Here is a 14,236-nt window from a genome sequence, read left to right as displayed (position 1 = left end):
TCTTCATGTCCGCATTGGAACTGCAAAACCTGACCCGCCGCTTTGGCCCGACCACGGCGGTGGACGAGGTCTCGCTCAAGATCGCGCCGGGCGAGCTGATCTCGCTACTTGGCCCCTCGGGCTCGGGAAAATCGACCGTGCTGCGGATGATCGGCGGTTTCGAGACCGCCAGCGCCGGGCGTATCCTGATCGAGGGCCGCGATATGACGCCGTTGCCGCCCGAGCGTCGTCCGACCGGCATGGTCTTTCAAAGCCATGCGCTCTGGCCGCATATGACGGTTGCGGGCAATATCGGCTTTGGCCTGCGCCTGCGCCGTCTGAACCGCGACGAGATCCGCCGCAAGGTCGATGAGGTGCTGGCCCTGGTCGGGCTTGCGGGCTTTGGCGAGCGCTCGCCTGCGAAACTCTCGGGCGGCCAGCAACAGCGCGTGGCGTTGGCGCGCTCGCTGGTGCTGGAACCCAAGGTGCTCTTGCTCGACGAGCCCTTTGCGAGCCTCGACCAGCATCTGCGCGAACACCTGCGCGACGAGGTCCGCGAGATCCAGCGCCGCTTGGGCATCACCATGATCTTCGTCACCCATGGGCAGGACGAGGCCTTGGCGATTGCCGACCGGATTGCGGTGATGCGCGCCGGACGGCTTGAACAGATCGGCCGCCCCGAGCAGATCTACCGCCGCCCCGAAAGCGAATTCGTCGCGGGTTTCATCGGGCAGATCAGCTTTTTCGACATCGAGATCCGGGGCGGGCAAGCCAATTTCGGCGGCCTGCCGCTGACCCTGCCCTTGCCGGACGGCCCGGCGCGGCTGGCGATCCGACCCGAAGACTTGGCCCTCACGCCTGCGCCCGACGGCATCACCCCCGCCGCGCGCGTGACTCGCGTTACCGATTTTGGCAGCCATCTGTCGGTCGATCTGATGCTCGCTGACGGCAACCGCCTCAAGGCTCAAGCCCCCGCCGGGCAGCCGCTTGACGAGGGCGCGCGGCTGATCCCCAAGCCGCGCCGCGTCTCGGTCTATCGCGACGGGCGGCTGGCTTTCGTCACGCCCGACGCTCCCCTTGCGGGCGGGATGCCGCCGCCAGAACCCCTTCCCGACATGCTAGGCACGCTTTTAAGCGCCGCCCGTTGACCCCCTCTCACCTCGAAAGAAAGACGCCTCATGCTGAGTGCCTTCACCACCCCCGGCCTGTTCCTGCGCGGCAATCTGCATTGCCATTCCTCGGTCTCGGACGGCGATCCGACGCCTGCCCGCGTCTGCGCGCTCTACCGCGATTTGGGCTATGATTTCATCAGCCTGACCGACCATTTCATGGCGCGCTATGGCTATCCGGTCACCGATACGACGCCGTGGCGTGACGCGGAATTCACCACGCTGCTGGGTGCAGAACTTCACGCCCCCGCGCTTGGCAATGGCGAGATCTGGCATCTGGTCGCCAATGGCCTGCCGATTGATTTCGCGCCGCTTGGCGAGACGGAGACCGGGGTAGAGCTCGCACAACGCGCGCTCGATGCCGGGGCCTTCGTGTCGATCCCCCATCCCGCCTGGTATGGGCTGACCCCGGAAGATGCGCTGACCCTGCCCGAGGTCCATGCGGTCGAGGCTTGGAACACCATCTGCCAGATAGAGACCGGGCGCGGCGAAGGCGGCCATCTCATCGACCAGATGCTGAATGCCGGCCGCCGCATCGGCGTCGTCGCCGCCGATGACACCCATCGCTATCACGGCGATCTCGGCGGCAGCTGGGTCATGGTCAAAGCCGCCGAGCGCAGCCCCGAGGCGATCCTCGCCGCGCTGAAGGCCGGGGCCTATTACGCCTCGCAAGGCCCCGAGATCTATCATGTCGAGATCGACGGCGATCATCTGAATGTCGAAACCAGCCCGATTTCCTCGGCCTGGCTGATCGGCCATGCGGCGCGCTCGGCCGCGGTCACCGGCATGGATCTGACCCATTTGCGCCTGCCGCTCGAGAAATTCGCAGGCAGTTGGGCGCGGCTTGTCATCGCCGATGAGGCAGGCAATCGCGCCTGGGCCAACCCGCTCTGGCGCGACTAAGCGCCCCCTCGCGGGCCGAACAACCGGCCCGCTTGTCCCCCCTCAACCGCAACCTTGACCTCAACGAAGCGACCCCATGACCCGTCTCAGCCCAACCGAGCCCTTCCTCCATTCCGGTGCCCAGATCACCAACTCGACCTTCGGCGCCTATTGCGAGGTCGGTCAGGACGCACGTGTCCTGAACTCTGATTTCGGCGATTACGCCTATTGCGAACGGCTCTCCGACATCGCCAATACCAGCGTCGGCAAATTCGCCAATATCGCCGCGGCGACCCGGATCGGCCCGACCGATCACCCCTATGCCCATGCCGCGCAGCACCACTTCCTTTACCGCTCGTCCTGGTATTGGGAGGATGCTCAGGATGACGCCGATTTCTTCGCCGCCCGCGCCGCGCGCCGCACGGTTTTGGGCCCCGATTGCTGGATCGGTCATGGCGCGATCATCAAGCCCGATGTGACGCTTGGCGCGGGCGTCATCGTCGCCTCGGGCGCGGTGGTGACCAAGGATGTGCCCGATTTCGCGATTGTCGGCGGGGTTTCGGCCAAGATCATCCGGATGCGCTTTTCGCAAAACGTGATCGACCGGCTGATGGCGCTGGCCTGGTGGGACTGGGATCACCAGCGCCTGCGCGAAGCCCTGCCCGATTTCCGCAAACTGCCCGCCGAGGCGTTTCTTGAGAAATATAACGGCTAAAGAAGTGGCTCTTTGGCAGGCGGTCCCGCGCCCAACGCCAAAGGGCATGCCTCCCCGCGCGCTCACGCGGATGTGACGCCTGCCCAAAAGCCGCGCACATAAATTGCGTTCCTGCCCGATTTCCGGACATGGATGGCGCATTGTGACGGCTTCAACCTAAGGTTCTTCCCTTCCCAAACGAAACCGGCTAGGTTGACTTCAAATATTGGCATCAGGGCCCCGCATCGATCCGTGTACTCCGCGATCGAGACGGGGCTTTTTTACGTTCAGGGACCGGATGAAGCGGCTTGTCGACATCGGAATTCTGCAATCTCGCAGCGGCGCTTATGCGGCCTTGTCGCAGACGAGCCGGCTTGGCGCTTTGCAGGGCGTGGCCGAGGTCAATGCCGATCCCGGTCTCGATCTGGCTTTCCGCGTCACCGAGCGCGATCCCGAGGGTCGGCTCGACCGCTATGCCCCGCTCTGCCGCGACATTCTGAGCCGCTCGGACGTGCAGCACATCTTTGGCTGCGTCACCTCGGCCAGCCGCAAAGAGGTCATCCCCGAGCTTGAACGCTTTGGCGGCGTCCTGTGGTATCCGGTCCCCTATGAGGGGTTCGAGGCCTCGGAACATGTCGCCTATATGCATTCCTGCCCGAACCAGCATCTGCTGCCCTTGCTCGACTGGGCGCTCCCCGCTCTGGGGCGTTCGGCCTATCTCGTCGGCTCGAATTACATCTGGGGCTGGGAAATGGCCCAGATCGCGCGGGCGGAAATCTCTGCCGCCTCGGGCCGGATTCTGGGCGATCGCTATCTGCCGGTCGGCGAGACCGAGCTCGACCATATCCTGCATGAAGTCCGGGCGCTGCGGCCTGATTTCATCCTGAATTCGCTGATCGGGGAAAGCTCCTATGCCTTTCTGGCGCGGTTGCGGGCGGGCGCAGGACCCGAGGCCACGACCCCGGTCCTGTCGTGCAATTTCACCGAAAGCGAGCTGCTTGCGGCAGGCCCCGCCGCCGAGGGGCTGATTGCCGCCGGGCCGTGGTTCGAACCCGGCACGGCGCGCGGCGGCTCTTTCGCGGAAATGGCGCGGCAATCGGTCCATGAGCTCGCGCGGCTCTTGCACGGCCGCCCCGGCGCCGAGACCCTGCCGCTGGCCGAGCTTTTGCGCCTTGCCCGCCAGGGCGGGCTAGAGCCCCGGCTTCATCCCGACCATTTCCACGCGCGCCAGCCGGTGGTGATCGCCCGCCTTCAAGATGGCCGCTTCCGCGAGCTTCAGCGCCTGCCCGCGCGCGAGGCCGATCCCTATCTGACGCGGCGGGACGGACAGCGCCCGGCCCTTGCGCTGAAGGTGGTGTCATGACCCGCATCAGGACCGAGAACCTTGGCAATGCGACCGCCTGGATCCTGCATCGCCCCCATCCCGCCATTCAGGGCCTGATCCGCCAGTTGCGCGTCATCGGCCTTGATGTGCGCGAGGCTTGGCCCGATTTGCCCGCCGAGGCGATTGCGGCGGATTTCATCTTCTACGATGCCGATGCGGGCCATGATGCCCAATTCCCTTGGGCGGCGGGACAATCACCGATGCCGATGATCGCCATGGTCGCCTCGGAGGCGCCGGGTCGGCTCAAATGGGTGCTGACCATGGGCGCCCATGCGCTTTTGCTCAAGCCGGTCAGCGACAAGGGCGTCTATGCCGCCCTGCTGGTCGCGCGCAGCAACTTCGACCGCGCCCATGCCTCGGCTGCCCAGATCGCCGATCTCGAGAACCGCCTCTCGGCGCGCCAGACCGTGGTGCAGGCGGTGATGATCTTCGTTCTGCGCGGCAAAAGCGAAGCCGAAGCCTATGAACTTTTGCGCCAGACCGCGATGGCTTGGCGCGTCACCATCGAGACCGCCGCTGAGCGCCTCGTCTCCAGCCATGCCAGTGAAAGATCCGTGAATGACGGCAAACGCATCGACCTCGCCTGAGCCGCAGGCCCAGCCCGAGACCGGCCCCTCCGCCCTCCGGCGGCTCTTTCGGCGCAAGCTCGCCTTGGCGGGTCTTGTCATCATGGTGATCTGTATCGGTGGCGCGATCTTCGCGCCCCTGATCGCGCCTTTCGACCCGAATGAGCAGTTCTTTGACGGGCTGACCATCGAGGGCGCGCCGATGCCGCCGGGGGCAACCTATTGGCTCGGCACCGATCTTCTGGGCCGAGACCTGTTCTCGCGGCTGCTTTATGGCGCGCGGACCTCGCTGGTGATCGGGATTGTCGCCAATGGCGCGGCGCTGTTGATCGGCACGCTGATCGGGGTCACGGCGGGCTATTTCCGCGGCCCGGTCGGCGCGGTGCTGATGCGCTTCACCGATCTGATGATGGCCTTTCCCGCGCTTTTGCTCGCGATCTGTCTGGCTGCGATCTTCACGCCCTCGCTCTGGATCGTGGCGATGGTCATCGCTTTCGTGAACTGGGTTCAGACCGCACGGGTCGTCTTCACCCAGACCTCATCCCTGGCCGAGCGTGATTTCATCGCCGCGGGCAAGACGCTCGGTGCGGGCCATCTGCGCACGCTCTTTCGCCATATCCTGCCCCATCTGGTGCCGACGCTGATCGTCTGGGCGACGCTTGGGATCTCGACGACGGTGCTCTTGGAAGCGACGCTTTCCTTCCTCGGCGTGGGCGTCCAGCCCCCGACGCCGAGCTGGGGCAATATCATCTTCGAGAACCAGACCTATTTCCAATCGGCGCCCTGGCTCGTCTTCATTCCCGGCGCGGCGATCCTGCTGCTTGCGCTTGCTTTCAACCTGGTCGGAGACGCGCTTCGCGACATCCTTGACCCGACCCAGCAGGGGCGTGACTGATGCTTTCCTATATCCTGCGCCGCCTGATCCAATCGGCTCTGATCCTGCTTGGGGTCTCGTTCATCACCTTCGTGCTCCTCTACGTCCTGCCCGCCGATCCGGTGCGCCAGATCGCGGGCCGCTCGGCCACGCCCGAGACGGTCGAGAGCATTCGCCGCCAGCTTGGCCTCGATCAGCCGTTTTTCGTCCAATACGGCCATTACCTGTGGAACCTGCTGCACGGAGACCTCGGCCGCTCCTATCTGCAAAAGACCGAGGTTTCGGCGCTGCTGGTCTCGCGCCTGCCCGCGACCTTGCTGCTGATGGTCGCCGCGATCTTTTGCGAGGTGGCGATCGGCTTGACGCTTGGCGTGATCGCCGCGCTTTACCGGGGCCGCGCGCTTGACAATATGCTGATGCTTGGCAGCTTCGTGACCGTCTCGGCCCCGCAATTCGTCGTGGCCTTGCTGCTGCTCTACGTCTTTTCGGTCAAGCTCGGCTGGTTCCCGATCGGCGGCTACGGCACCTTCGCCCATCTGGTCCTGCCCGCGCTGACGCTAGGGATCCTCGGCTCGGGCTGGTATTCGCGGATCATGCGCTCGTCGATGCTCGATGTCTTGCGCGCCGATTTCATTCGCACCGCGCGCGCCAAGGGGCTGGGCCGCGGACGCATCATTCTGGGCCATGCGCTGCCCAATGCGATCTTGCCGATCATCGCCATGATCGGGATCGACATCGGCATGTTCATGTCCGGCATCGTCGTGGTCGAAAGCGTCTTCGGCTGGCCCGGCATCGGCCAGCTTGCCTGGCAGGCGATCCAGCGCGTCGACATTCCGATCATCATGGGCGTGACCCTCGTCTCGGCGGTGGCCATCGTCATCGGCAATCTCTTAGCCGATCTCGTCGCGCCCCTGATCGACCCCCGCATCAAACTGCAATGAAAAGACGTCTCAACAGGAAGGAAGAAGAATGAAAAAGCTGGTTCTTTCGACGGCGCTCGCCGCGATCCTCGCCTTGCCCGCCCTTGCCCCCGCCCAAGCGCAAGAGGCCCATGCCGGCGGCAATATGATCGTGACCTACAAGGATGATGTCGCGACGCTCGACCCGGCCATCGGCTACGATTGGCAAAACTGGTCGATGATCAAATCGGTTTTCGACGGGCTGATGGATTACGAGCCCGGCACCACCACCTTGCGCCCCGGCCTTGCCGAGAGCTATGAGATCTCGCCCGATGGCCTGACCTATACGTTCAAGCTGCGCCCGGGCGTGAAGTTCCACAATGGCCGCGAGATGACCGCCGAGGACGTGGTCTATTCGATCAACCGCGCGGTCGATCCCGCGACCCAATCGCCCGGTCAGGGTTTCTTCGGGATGATCGCCGGTTTCGACGAGGCCGCAGCAGGCAAAGGCCCGCTCTCGGGTCTGAGCGCGCCGGATGCGGGCACGGTCGTTTTCACGCTGTCGCGCCCGGATGCGACCTTCCTGCACATCATGGCGCTGAACTTCTCTTACGTCGTGCCCAAAGAGGCGGTCGAGGCCGCAGGCGCGGATTTCGGCAAGAAGCCGGTCGGCACCGGCGCGTTCAAACTGGCGGAATGGACGCTCGGTCAGCGGCTCGTCTTTGAAAAGAACCCCGATTACTGGATCAAGGGCGTGCCCTATCTCGACAGCTTCACGGTCGAGGTCGGCCAAGAGCCGGTGGTGGCGCTTTTGCGCGCGCAAAAAGGCGAGATCGACATTCCGGGCGACGGCATCCCGCCCGCAAAATTCGTTGAAGTCATGGGCGATCCCGAACAGGCGAAACTGGTGGTCGAGGGCGGTCAGCTGCACACCGGCTATGTCACCATGAACGTGACCCAGCCGCCCTTCGACAAGGTCGAGGTGCGCCGCGCGGTGAACATGGCGATCAACAAGGACCGTATCGTGCAGGTCATCAACGGTCGCGCCATTCCCGCGAACCAGCCGCTGCCGCCCTCGATGCCGGGCTATACCAAGGATTACGCGGGCTATCCCTTCGATCAGGAAGGCGCGAAGAAACTTCTCACCGAGGCGGGCTATGCCGATGGCTTCGATACCGAGCTCTTCGTGATGAACACCGATCCGAACCCGCGCATCGCTCAAGCGATCCAGCAGGATCTCAAGGCAATCGGCATCAAGGCCGCGATCAAATCGCTGGCGCAGGCCAATGTCATCGAGGCCGGTGGCGCAGGCACGGCACCGATGATCTGGTCGGGCGGCATGGCTTGGATCGCCGACTTCCCCGATCCCGCCAACTTCTACGGCCCGATCCTTGGCTGCGCGGGCGCCGTCGAGGGCGGCTGGAACTGGTCGAAATATTGCAACAAGGATCTCGACGCCAAAGCGACCGAGGCCGATTCCATCGTCGATCCGGCCAAGGCCGATGAGCGGCTTGCGAAATGGTCCGAGATCTACATGGACGTCATGAAGGACGCGCCTTGGGCGCCGGTCTTCAACGAGCAGCGCTTCACGCTCAAATCGGCACGGATGGGCGGGGCTGACGCGCTCTATGTCGATCCGGTCTCGATCCCGGTCAATTACGACTACGTCTTCATCAAGGAGTGATCTGCGCATCATGTGCAAGCATTGCAACCATACGATCCACGCCCATCAGCATCACTTCGGCTGGGACAATTCCTTTGCCCCCGCGCTGACGGCTGCGCCGGGTGAGACGATCCTGTTTCAATGCCTCGACAGTTCCGGGGGCCAGCTTGGCCCCCGCTCGACGGTCGAGGATGTCGCAGCGCTCGATTTCGCCAAGATCAACCCGGTCTCGGGTCCGATCTATGTCGACGGGGCCGCGCCGGGCGATGTCTTGAAGGTCACGATCGAGAGCTTCACGCCCCAGCTTCGCGAGGGCGCGGGTTTTGGCTGGACCGCGAATATTCCGGGCTTTGGCCTGCTCGCCGATCAGTTCAAGGAGCCGGCGCTGACGGTGTGGAAGTTCGACGCGACCAGCATGGAACCCGCGCTCTTCGGGCAACATGGCCGCGTGCCCTTGAAGCCCTTCGCGGGCACGATCGGCAATGCGCCGGCCGAGGCAGGCCATCACTCGGTCGTTCCGCCGCGCCGCGTCGGCGGCAACCTCGATATCCGCGATCTGGCGGCAGGCACGACGCTTTATCTGCCGGTCGAAGTCGCGGGCGCGCTGTTCTCGGTGGGCGACACCCATGCCGCGCAGGGCGATGGCGAGGTCTGCGGCACCGCGATCGAAAGCCCGTTCGATGTTGTGCTGACGCTTGATCTGATCAAGGACCAGCCCCTCAAGACGCCGCGCTTCACGACGCCCGGCCCGGTCACGCGCCATCTTGACGCCAAGGGCTATGAGGTCACGACCGGCATCGGCCCCGATCTGTGGACTGCTGCGGCCGATGCGGTCGCCCATATGGTCGATCTTCTCTGCGCGACCCAGAAGCTGAACCCGGTCGATGCCTATATGCTGGTCTCGACCTGCGGCGATCTGCGCATTTCGGAAATCGTCGACATGCCGAATGTCGTCGTCAGCTTCTACTTCCCGAGGGCCGTCTTCGAATGAGCATGTCCGAGCCGCTGTCTTCCCCCGCCGTTCTTGGCGATGCCCGTCCGGCTGATCCCGCCTCAGCCGAGGTTGTGCTGTCGGTGCGCGACCTGCAGGTCTCGGCCAGATCGGATGCCGGTCTGGTGCCGCTGGTCCACGGCCTAAGCTTCGATCTGCATCGCGGCGAGACGCTCGCGATTGCCGGGGAAAGCGGCTCGGGCAAATCCATCACCTCGCTCGCCTGTATGCGGCTGTTGCCCGAGCCTGCGGTGCGCGTCACCGGCGGCTCGGTCAATCTTGGCGGCACCGAGTTGACCCGTCTGTCCGAGGGCCAGATGAAACCGCTGCGCGGCGCGCGCATCGCGATGATCTTTCAAGAGCCGATGACCGCGCTCAATCCGGTGATGACGGTCGGTCGTCAGCTCACCGAGGCGATCCGCACCCATGAGCCGATGCCGATCCGCGCGGCACGGCTGCGCGCGCTCGAGGCTTTGCGTGCGGTCCGTCTGTCGCAGCCCGAAAAGCGGCTCGAACAATATCCCCATGAGCTCTCGGGGGGCATGCGCCAGCGCGTGATGATCGCTATGGCGATTGCGCTGCGCCCCGATGTGCTGATCGCCGATGAGCCGACGACGGCGCTTGACGTGACGGTGCAGCGCGAGGTTCTGGACCTTCTGCGCGATCTTCAGCGCGAGCTCGGCACCGCGATCATCCTCATCACCCATGACATGGGTGTGGTCGCGGAAATGGCCGATCGCGTCATCGTCATGCGCAAGGGCAGCGTGGTCGAGACCGCGCCCGTCGCCGCGCTTTTCGCCGCCCCGCGCGAGGACTATACCCGCGAACTGCTCGCCGCCGTGCCCCGCATCGGTCAGGGCGCCGCGCGCCCCGAGCCCGCCGGGCGTGAGCTTTTGGTGCGCTATGACGAGGTTTCCGTCGGCTTTCCGATCCGGCAGGGCCTGCTTGGCCGGGTCAGCGCCCGGGTTCACGCCGTCGAAAAGGTCTCGCTCGACATTTTCCGGGGCGAGACCCTGTCACTGGTCGGCGAATCCGGCTGCGGCAAATCGACCATGGCCAAGGCGCTGGTCGGCCTTGTTCCCCATAGCGGCGAGATCCGGATTGATGGCAAGTCCATGGCCGCGCTGGACGCCAAGGGTCGCAAGGCGCTGCGCCGCGATCTCCAGATCGTGTTCCAAGACCCGATGGCCGCGCTTGATGCGCGCATGACGGTGGGCGAGCTCATCTGCGAGCCGCTGGTCATCCACGGCATCGGCACGGCGGACGAGCAACGCGCCCGGGTGCGCGAGCTGCTGGAGCGCGTCGATCTGCCCGCCTCGGCCTATCAGCGCTACCCCCATCAGTTCTCGGGCGGCCAACGCCAGCGCATCTGCATTGCCCGCGCCCTGGCGCTGAAACCCAAACTGATCGTCTGCGATGAAAGCGTGGCGGCGCTCGATGTTTCGATTCAGGCGCGGGTGCTTGACCTGCTGCGCGATCTTCAGCGCGAGACCGGGATCACCTATCTCTTCATCAGCCATGACATGGCGGTGGTGGAAAACATCTCGGACCGGGTCGCGGTGATGTATCTAGGCCAGATCGTCGAGATGGGCAGTCGCGACCAGCTTTTCACAAACCCCCAGCATCCCTATACCCGCAGGCTTCTGGCGGCGGTCCCGGTGCCCGATCCGACGCGGGTCCGCGCGCCGAGCCCGCGTCTGACCGGCGAGATCCCAAGCCCGGTTTGGCCCGCCGGATCGGAGCCGGCGCGGCTGCAACTCACCGATATCGGCGGCGGCCATCTCGTCGCGCTTGACGCCTCCGCCTAAGCGGCTTTGCGCGGTCAGGTCAGCGGTTTGAGGACCTGACCGCGCAAAGATTGCTCCTCTTTGCTTGCCTGCGCCCAAAGGAGCTGTTTCAGCTTACCCCCGTGGCCGCCGGTCACGGCAGCCCACGATCCTGCTACCGCATCCCTCGGGGAGATTTCACATGACACTTCGAGCCGCCAGCCGCGCGGATGCCCCGATCCTCGCCGCGCTTTCGATCGAGGTTTGGCTTGGCACCTATATCAGGCGCGGGATCTCGGCTTTTTTCGCCCAGTATGCGTTGTCTGAGTTTACATCAGAGAAGTTCGCCGCTCTCCTCGACAATCCTGACGAACAGTTCATCGTGTCGGAAAATGAGGATGGCCTCGATGGATTCATCCGCCTGAGCCAGCGCAAGCCCGCACCTGTCCCCGATTGCTTCCCATTTGAGATATCAACGCTTTACGTCCGACCGCGTCATCACGGCAAAGGGATCGGGCGCGGGCTGCTCGAAGCAGGGATGAACCATGCCCGCGCCTTCGGCGCGCCGTCGCTTTGGCTGGCAACCAACGCCGAAAACGCCCCGGCCATCGCTTTTTATCTCAGGCAGGGATTTGAACAGGTTGGAACAACCGAGTTCCAGATCGGGGACGCGGCCTATCCCAATGACGTGTTCCGGCGCGGGCTTTAGCAGGCGCTCGGACCGTCAGACCCTCCCGTGATCCACCGCTGCGGGCCCGGTCAGAAAAGTCTCGCGGCAGATGTCGACCAGGGCGCGCACGGCAGCGCTGCGGGCGCCCGAGCGGTTCCACAAGATCCCGACACTGCGCAGCCCCGCATCCGGCAAGGGCAGCTTCCGCAAATGCAGGTTTTCTGGCCAAGGCGGCGCCCAATCGGGCACGATCGAGACACCCGCGCCTCGGCTGACCAAAGCCGCGATTGCATCCAACGCATCGAGCTCGAGAAAATCATGCGTCTTCAGCCGGTTGGTGCGCAGATACCGCTCGACGATCTGCCCGCCCCATTGGTTGCGGTCATAGCGGATGAACGGGGCCTCGCGCAGGATCTCGGAGGCCGAATTGCCCACCATCTCTTCGGGTAGGATCAGCACCAAAGGCTCGTCGCGCAGGGTCAGCCAGCTCAGCGCTTTCGGAACCGGCACTGGCGGGCGGACGATCAGGGCGGCATCGAGCTCACCCGTCAGCACCGCGTGAAAATGATCAATCGACGAGCCAGGCCGCACGAAGAACTCGACCTGCGGCCAACGCGCGCGCAAATGCGGAATGACGCGCGGCAGCAATCCGGTCAGCGCCGTCGCAGTCGAGCCCAGCCGCAGCTCGCCTGCGGGCGTGTCATGAGCGGCAATGGCGCGCAGATCATGGGCATCGGCCAACAGGCGGCGCGCGAAGGGCAGAACCGCCAGCCCCGAGGCGGTCGGCCTGACCGTGCGCCCGACCCGGGTGATCAGCGCCTGGCCCAGCTCCCGCTCGAGCCCGCGCAGCCTCTGCGCAATCGCAGCCGGTGTCAGATTGAGCCGCCGCGCGGCAGCCGCCAACGAGCCGCATTCGACCACCTCGACGAAGCTTTCGAGAAAACGCAGATCCATAAGATAGAATTTCTATGGTTTGAAATTACAAGAACACAGATTTTATATGCTTCAGAACGCCTCTAAAATCCAGCCAAACTGTGACGCGAAAGGACATGCGATGTCATTGCTGGAAAAATTCAGCCGCCTTGGAACCGACAATGCGCCGGGGCAGGAGTTGCGCCAGAAAACCGATGGGCTGCAGCTGCGCGGCGATGTTTTGCCGGGCACGCCGGTCGATTTCTCCCATGGCGATGTCGATGCCTTCACGCCGACCCCGGGCGCGTTCGAAAGCTTTGCCGAAGGCGTGCGCAAAGGGGGCGCGCAGGCCTATACCGAATATCGCGGCGCAGCGGCGATCCGGGCGGATCTGGCAGAGAAGCTCGCGCAATTCACCGGCGCGCCGGTCGATGCGACCGATGGCATGATCCTGACGCCCGGCACGCAAGGCGCGCTGTTTCTGGCGGTGGCGGCGACCGTTTCGCGCGGCGACAAGGTCGCGATCGTCCAGCCGGATTACTTCGCGAACCGCAAGCTCGTCGAGTTTTTCGAGGGCGAGATCCTTCCAGTTCAGCTCGACTATCTGGGCGCGCAGGCCGAGGCCGGGCTCGATCTGAACCAGCTTGAAGATGCCTTCCGCCAAGGCGCGCGGGTGCTGGTGTTTTCGAACCCGAACAATCCGACCGGCGCGGTTTATTCCGCCGCCGAGATCGGCCAGATCGCGGCTTTGGCCCAAAGCTACGGCGTCACCGTCATCGTGGATCAGCTTTATTCGCGGCTGCGCTATTCGGGCAGCGATTACACCCATCTGCGCGCGGCGGGGATCGGGGCGGAAAATGTGATCACGATCATGGGCCCGTCGAAAACGGAATCGCTCAGCGGTTACCGGCTGGGCGTGGCCTTCGGCGCGCCAAAGCTGATCGAGCGGATGGAGAAATTGCAGGCCATCGTCTCGTTGCGCGCGGCGGGCTATAGTCAAGCGGTCTTCTCGACCTGGTTCTCCGAGCCCGAGGGCTGGATGGCCGAACGCATCCGGCTGCATCAGGCGATCCGCGACGATCTTCTGGCCCGGTTTGACGCGGCGGGCATGCCCGCGCGGGTGCCGCAGGCGGGCAGCTATCTCTTCCCGCGCCTGCCCAAGCTGGAGGTCGCGCCGGGCGAGTTCGTCCGCATTCTGCGCCAACAGGCCGGGGTCAGCGTGACGCCCGGGACTGAATTCAGCCCGCATACCGCGCATTCGGTCCGGCTCAATTTCTCGCAAGATCACAGAGCCGCTCTTCACGCAGTCGAGCGCATGATCGAGCTCGCCCGGCGGTATGGCGCATGAGCGGCGCTCCGGTTCCGCAAGGCCGCTACCTTCCCGCCACCCGGCATGGCGGGTTGATCTTTACCTCGGGCATGACGCCCCGTGCAGCGGGGGTCCTGAAGGTTCAGGGCCCGGTCCGCGCGGCGGACAGCCCCGAGGACTGGCGCGAGGCGGTTGAGCTTGCCTGCGCCAATGCGCTGACGGCGGCGCGCGGCCAATTGCACGGCGCCGAGCGCATCACCGCCGTGGTCAGCATGACGGTTTTCGTCGCGGCGGAAGCAGGCTTCACCCTGCATTCGAAGCTTGCCGATCTCGCCTCCGATTACCTTTTCGCCGAGCTTGGCGCGGCGGGGATCGGCAGCCGCGCGGCGGTGGGCGTGGCGACCTTGCCCGGCGGTGCGCCGGTCGAAATCCAGATCATCGCTGCTGCGGGCTAGACAGGCGCAGCAGATCGGCCCGG

The 14,236-nt window shown here is 64.8% G+C and carries 14 protein-coding genes; 13 read left to right on the top strand and 1 reads right to left on the bottom strand.

Annotated elements, in window-relative coordinates; genetic code table 11:
• The first annotated feature begins 5 nt into the window (after positions 1 to 5).
• From JCM7686_RS07230 to JCM7686_RS07180, 11 genes are all read left to right on the top strand, one after another.
• On the top strand, positions 6 to 1,127 hold the full coding sequence (locus JCM7686_RS07230; RefSeq protein WP_020950197.1) for an ABC transporter ATP-binding protein: 1,122 nt from the start codon (positions 6 to 8) through the stop codon (positions 1,125 to 1,127).
• 30 nt (positions 1,128 to 1,157) lie between these two features.
• Positions 1,158 to 2,051, top strand: coding sequence for a CehA/McbA family metallohydrolase (locus JCM7686_RS07225; RefSeq protein WP_020950196.1), 894 nt, complete (start codon positions 1,158 to 1,160; stop codon positions 2,049 to 2,051).
• Positions 2,052 to 2,127: 76 nt separating this feature from the next.
• A complete protein-coding gene (locus tag JCM7686_RS07220) occupies positions 2,128 to 2,745 on the top strand; it encodes an LbetaH domain-containing protein (RefSeq protein ID WP_020950195.1) in 618 nt (205 codons plus the stop codon).
• Between the two features lie 277 nt (positions 2,746 to 3,022).
• Positions 3,023 to 4,087, top strand: a complete 1,065-nt coding sequence (locus JCM7686_RS07215) for a transporter substrate-binding protein (RefSeq protein WP_020950194.1) — start codon at positions 3,023 to 3,025, stop codon at positions 4,085 to 4,087.
• Positions 4,084 to 4,695, top strand: a complete 612-nt coding sequence (locus JCM7686_RS07210; RefSeq protein WP_020950193.1) for an ANTAR domain-containing response regulator — start codon at positions 4,084 to 4,086, stop codon at positions 4,693 to 4,695. Before JCM7686_RS07215 ends, JCM7686_RS07210 begins: the two co-directional genes overlap by 4 nt.
• Positions 4,667 to 5,569 (top strand): ABC transporter permease, encoded by a 903-nt coding sequence (locus tag JCM7686_RS07205; protein WP_020950192.1) that lies wholly within the window; start codon positions 4,667 to 4,669, stop codon positions 5,567 to 5,569. The genes JCM7686_RS07210 and JCM7686_RS07205 overlap by 29 nt, the downstream gene beginning before the upstream one ends.
• Complete coding sequence (locus tag JCM7686_RS07200) at positions 5,569 to 6,489, top strand: ABC transporter permease (protein WP_020950191.1); 921 nt, start codon at positions 5,569 to 5,571, stop codon at positions 6,487 to 6,489. The genes JCM7686_RS07205 and JCM7686_RS07200 overlap by 1 nt, the downstream gene beginning before the upstream one ends.
• A gap of 28 nt (positions 6,490 to 6,517) precedes the next feature.
• Positions 6,518 to 8,131, top strand: coding sequence for an ABC transporter substrate-binding protein (locus tag JCM7686_RS07195; protein ID WP_020950190.1), 1,614 nt, complete (start codon positions 6,518 to 6,520; stop codon positions 8,129 to 8,131).
• A gap of 10 nt (positions 8,132 to 8,141) precedes the next feature.
• On the top strand, positions 8,142 to 9,101 hold the full coding sequence (locus JCM7686_RS07190; RefSeq protein ID WP_041527201.1) for an acetamidase/formamidase family protein: 960 nt from the start codon (positions 8,142 to 8,144) through the stop codon (positions 9,099 to 9,101).
• A 2-nt stretch (positions 9,102 to 9,103) separates the two neighbouring features.
• Positions 9,104 to 10,909: an ABC transporter ATP-binding protein gene (locus JCM7686_RS07185; RefSeq protein ID WP_148292659.1), complete on the top strand. Its 1,806-nt coding sequence runs from the start codon at positions 9,104 to 9,106 to the stop codon at positions 10,907 to 10,909.
• A gap of 160 nt (positions 10,910 to 11,069) precedes the next feature.
• Positions 11,070 to 11,576: a GNAT family N-acetyltransferase gene (locus JCM7686_RS07180; protein WP_020950187.1), complete on the top strand. Its 507-nt coding sequence runs from the start codon at positions 11,070 to 11,072 to the stop codon at positions 11,574 to 11,576.
• A gap of 15 nt (positions 11,577 to 11,591) precedes the next feature.
• On the opposite strand, the gene JCM7686_RS07175 is transcribed toward JCM7686_RS07180, so the two are convergent.
• On the bottom strand, positions 11,592 to 12,491 hold the full coding sequence (locus JCM7686_RS07175) for a LysR family transcriptional regulator (protein WP_020950186.1): 900 nt from the start codon (positions 12,489 to 12,491) through the stop codon (positions 11,592 to 11,594).
• 100 nt (positions 12,492 to 12,591) lie between these two features.
• Here JCM7686_RS07175 and JCM7686_RS07170 point away from each other — a divergent pair, with 100 nt between their 5' ends.
• A complete protein-coding gene (locus JCM7686_RS07170; protein WP_020950185.1) occupies positions 12,592 to 13,797 on the top strand; it encodes a pyridoxal phosphate-dependent aminotransferase in 1,206 nt (401 codons plus the stop codon).
• Positions 13,794 to 14,213 (top strand): RidA family protein, encoded by a 420-nt coding sequence (locus JCM7686_RS07165; protein WP_020950184.1) that lies wholly within the window; start codon positions 13,794 to 13,796, stop codon positions 14,211 to 14,213. The genes JCM7686_RS07170 and JCM7686_RS07165 overlap by 4 nt, the downstream gene beginning before the upstream one ends.
• Positions 14,214 to 14,236 lie beyond the last annotated feature (23 nt).

Source organism: Paracoccus aminophilus JCM 7686, assembly GCF_000444995.1.
GTDB lineage: Bacteria > Pseudomonadota > Alphaproteobacteria > Rhodobacterales > Rhodobacteraceae > Paracoccus > Paracoccus aminophilus.
This window is presented reverse-complemented; position numbering and strand designations above follow the sequence as displayed.

Coding starts and splice junctions, on each gene's coding strand:
- JCM7686_RS07165 (WP_020950184.1), top strand. CDS start 13,794: ATGAGCGGCGCTCCGGTTCCGCAAGGCCGCTACCTTCCCGCCACCCGG.
- JCM7686_RS07215 (WP_020950194.1), top strand. CDS start 3,023: ATGAAGCGGCTTGTCGACATCGGAATTCTGCAATCTCGCAGCGGCGCT.
- JCM7686_RS07170 (WP_020950185.1), top strand. CDS start 12,592: ATGTCATTGCTGGAAAAATTCAGCCGCCTTGGAACCGACAATGCGCCG.
- JCM7686_RS07195 (WP_020950190.1), top strand. CDS start 6,518: ATGAAAAAGCTGGTTCTTTCGACGGCGCTCGCCGCGATCCTCGCCTTG.
- JCM7686_RS07230 (WP_020950197.1), top strand. CDS start 6: ATGTCCGCATTGGAACTGCAAAACCTGACCCGCCGCTTTGGCCCGACC.
- JCM7686_RS07185 (WP_148292659.1), top strand. CDS start 9,104: ATGTCCGAGCCGCTGTCTTCCCCCGCCGTTCTTGGCGATGCCCGTCCG.
- JCM7686_RS07225 (WP_020950196.1), top strand. CDS start 1,158: ATGCTGAGTGCCTTCACCACCCCCGGCCTGTTCCTGCGCGGCAATCTG.
- JCM7686_RS07205 (WP_020950192.1), top strand. CDS start 4,667: ATGACGGCAAACGCATCGACCTCGCCTGAGCCGCAGGCCCAGCCCGAG.
- JCM7686_RS07210 (WP_020950193.1), top strand. CDS start 4,084: ATGACCCGCATCAGGACCGAGAACCTTGGCAATGCGACCGCCTGGATC.
- JCM7686_RS07190 (WP_041527201.1), top strand. CDS start 8,142: ATGTGCAAGCATTGCAACCATACGATCCACGCCCATCAGCATCACTTC.
- JCM7686_RS07180 (WP_020950187.1), top strand. CDS start 11,070: ATGACACTTCGAGCCGCCAGCCGCGCGGATGCCCCGATCCTCGCCGCG.
- JCM7686_RS07220 (WP_020950195.1), top strand. CDS start 2,128: ATGACCCGTCTCAGCCCAACCGAGCCCTTCCTCCATTCCGGTGCCCAG.
- JCM7686_RS07200 (WP_020950191.1), top strand. CDS start 5,569: ATGCTTTCCTATATCCTGCGCCGCCTGATCCAATCGGCTCTGATCCTG.
- JCM7686_RS07175 (WP_020950186.1), bottom strand. CDS start 12,491: ATGGATCTGCGTTTTCTCGAAAGCTTCGTCGAGGTGGTCGAATGCGGC.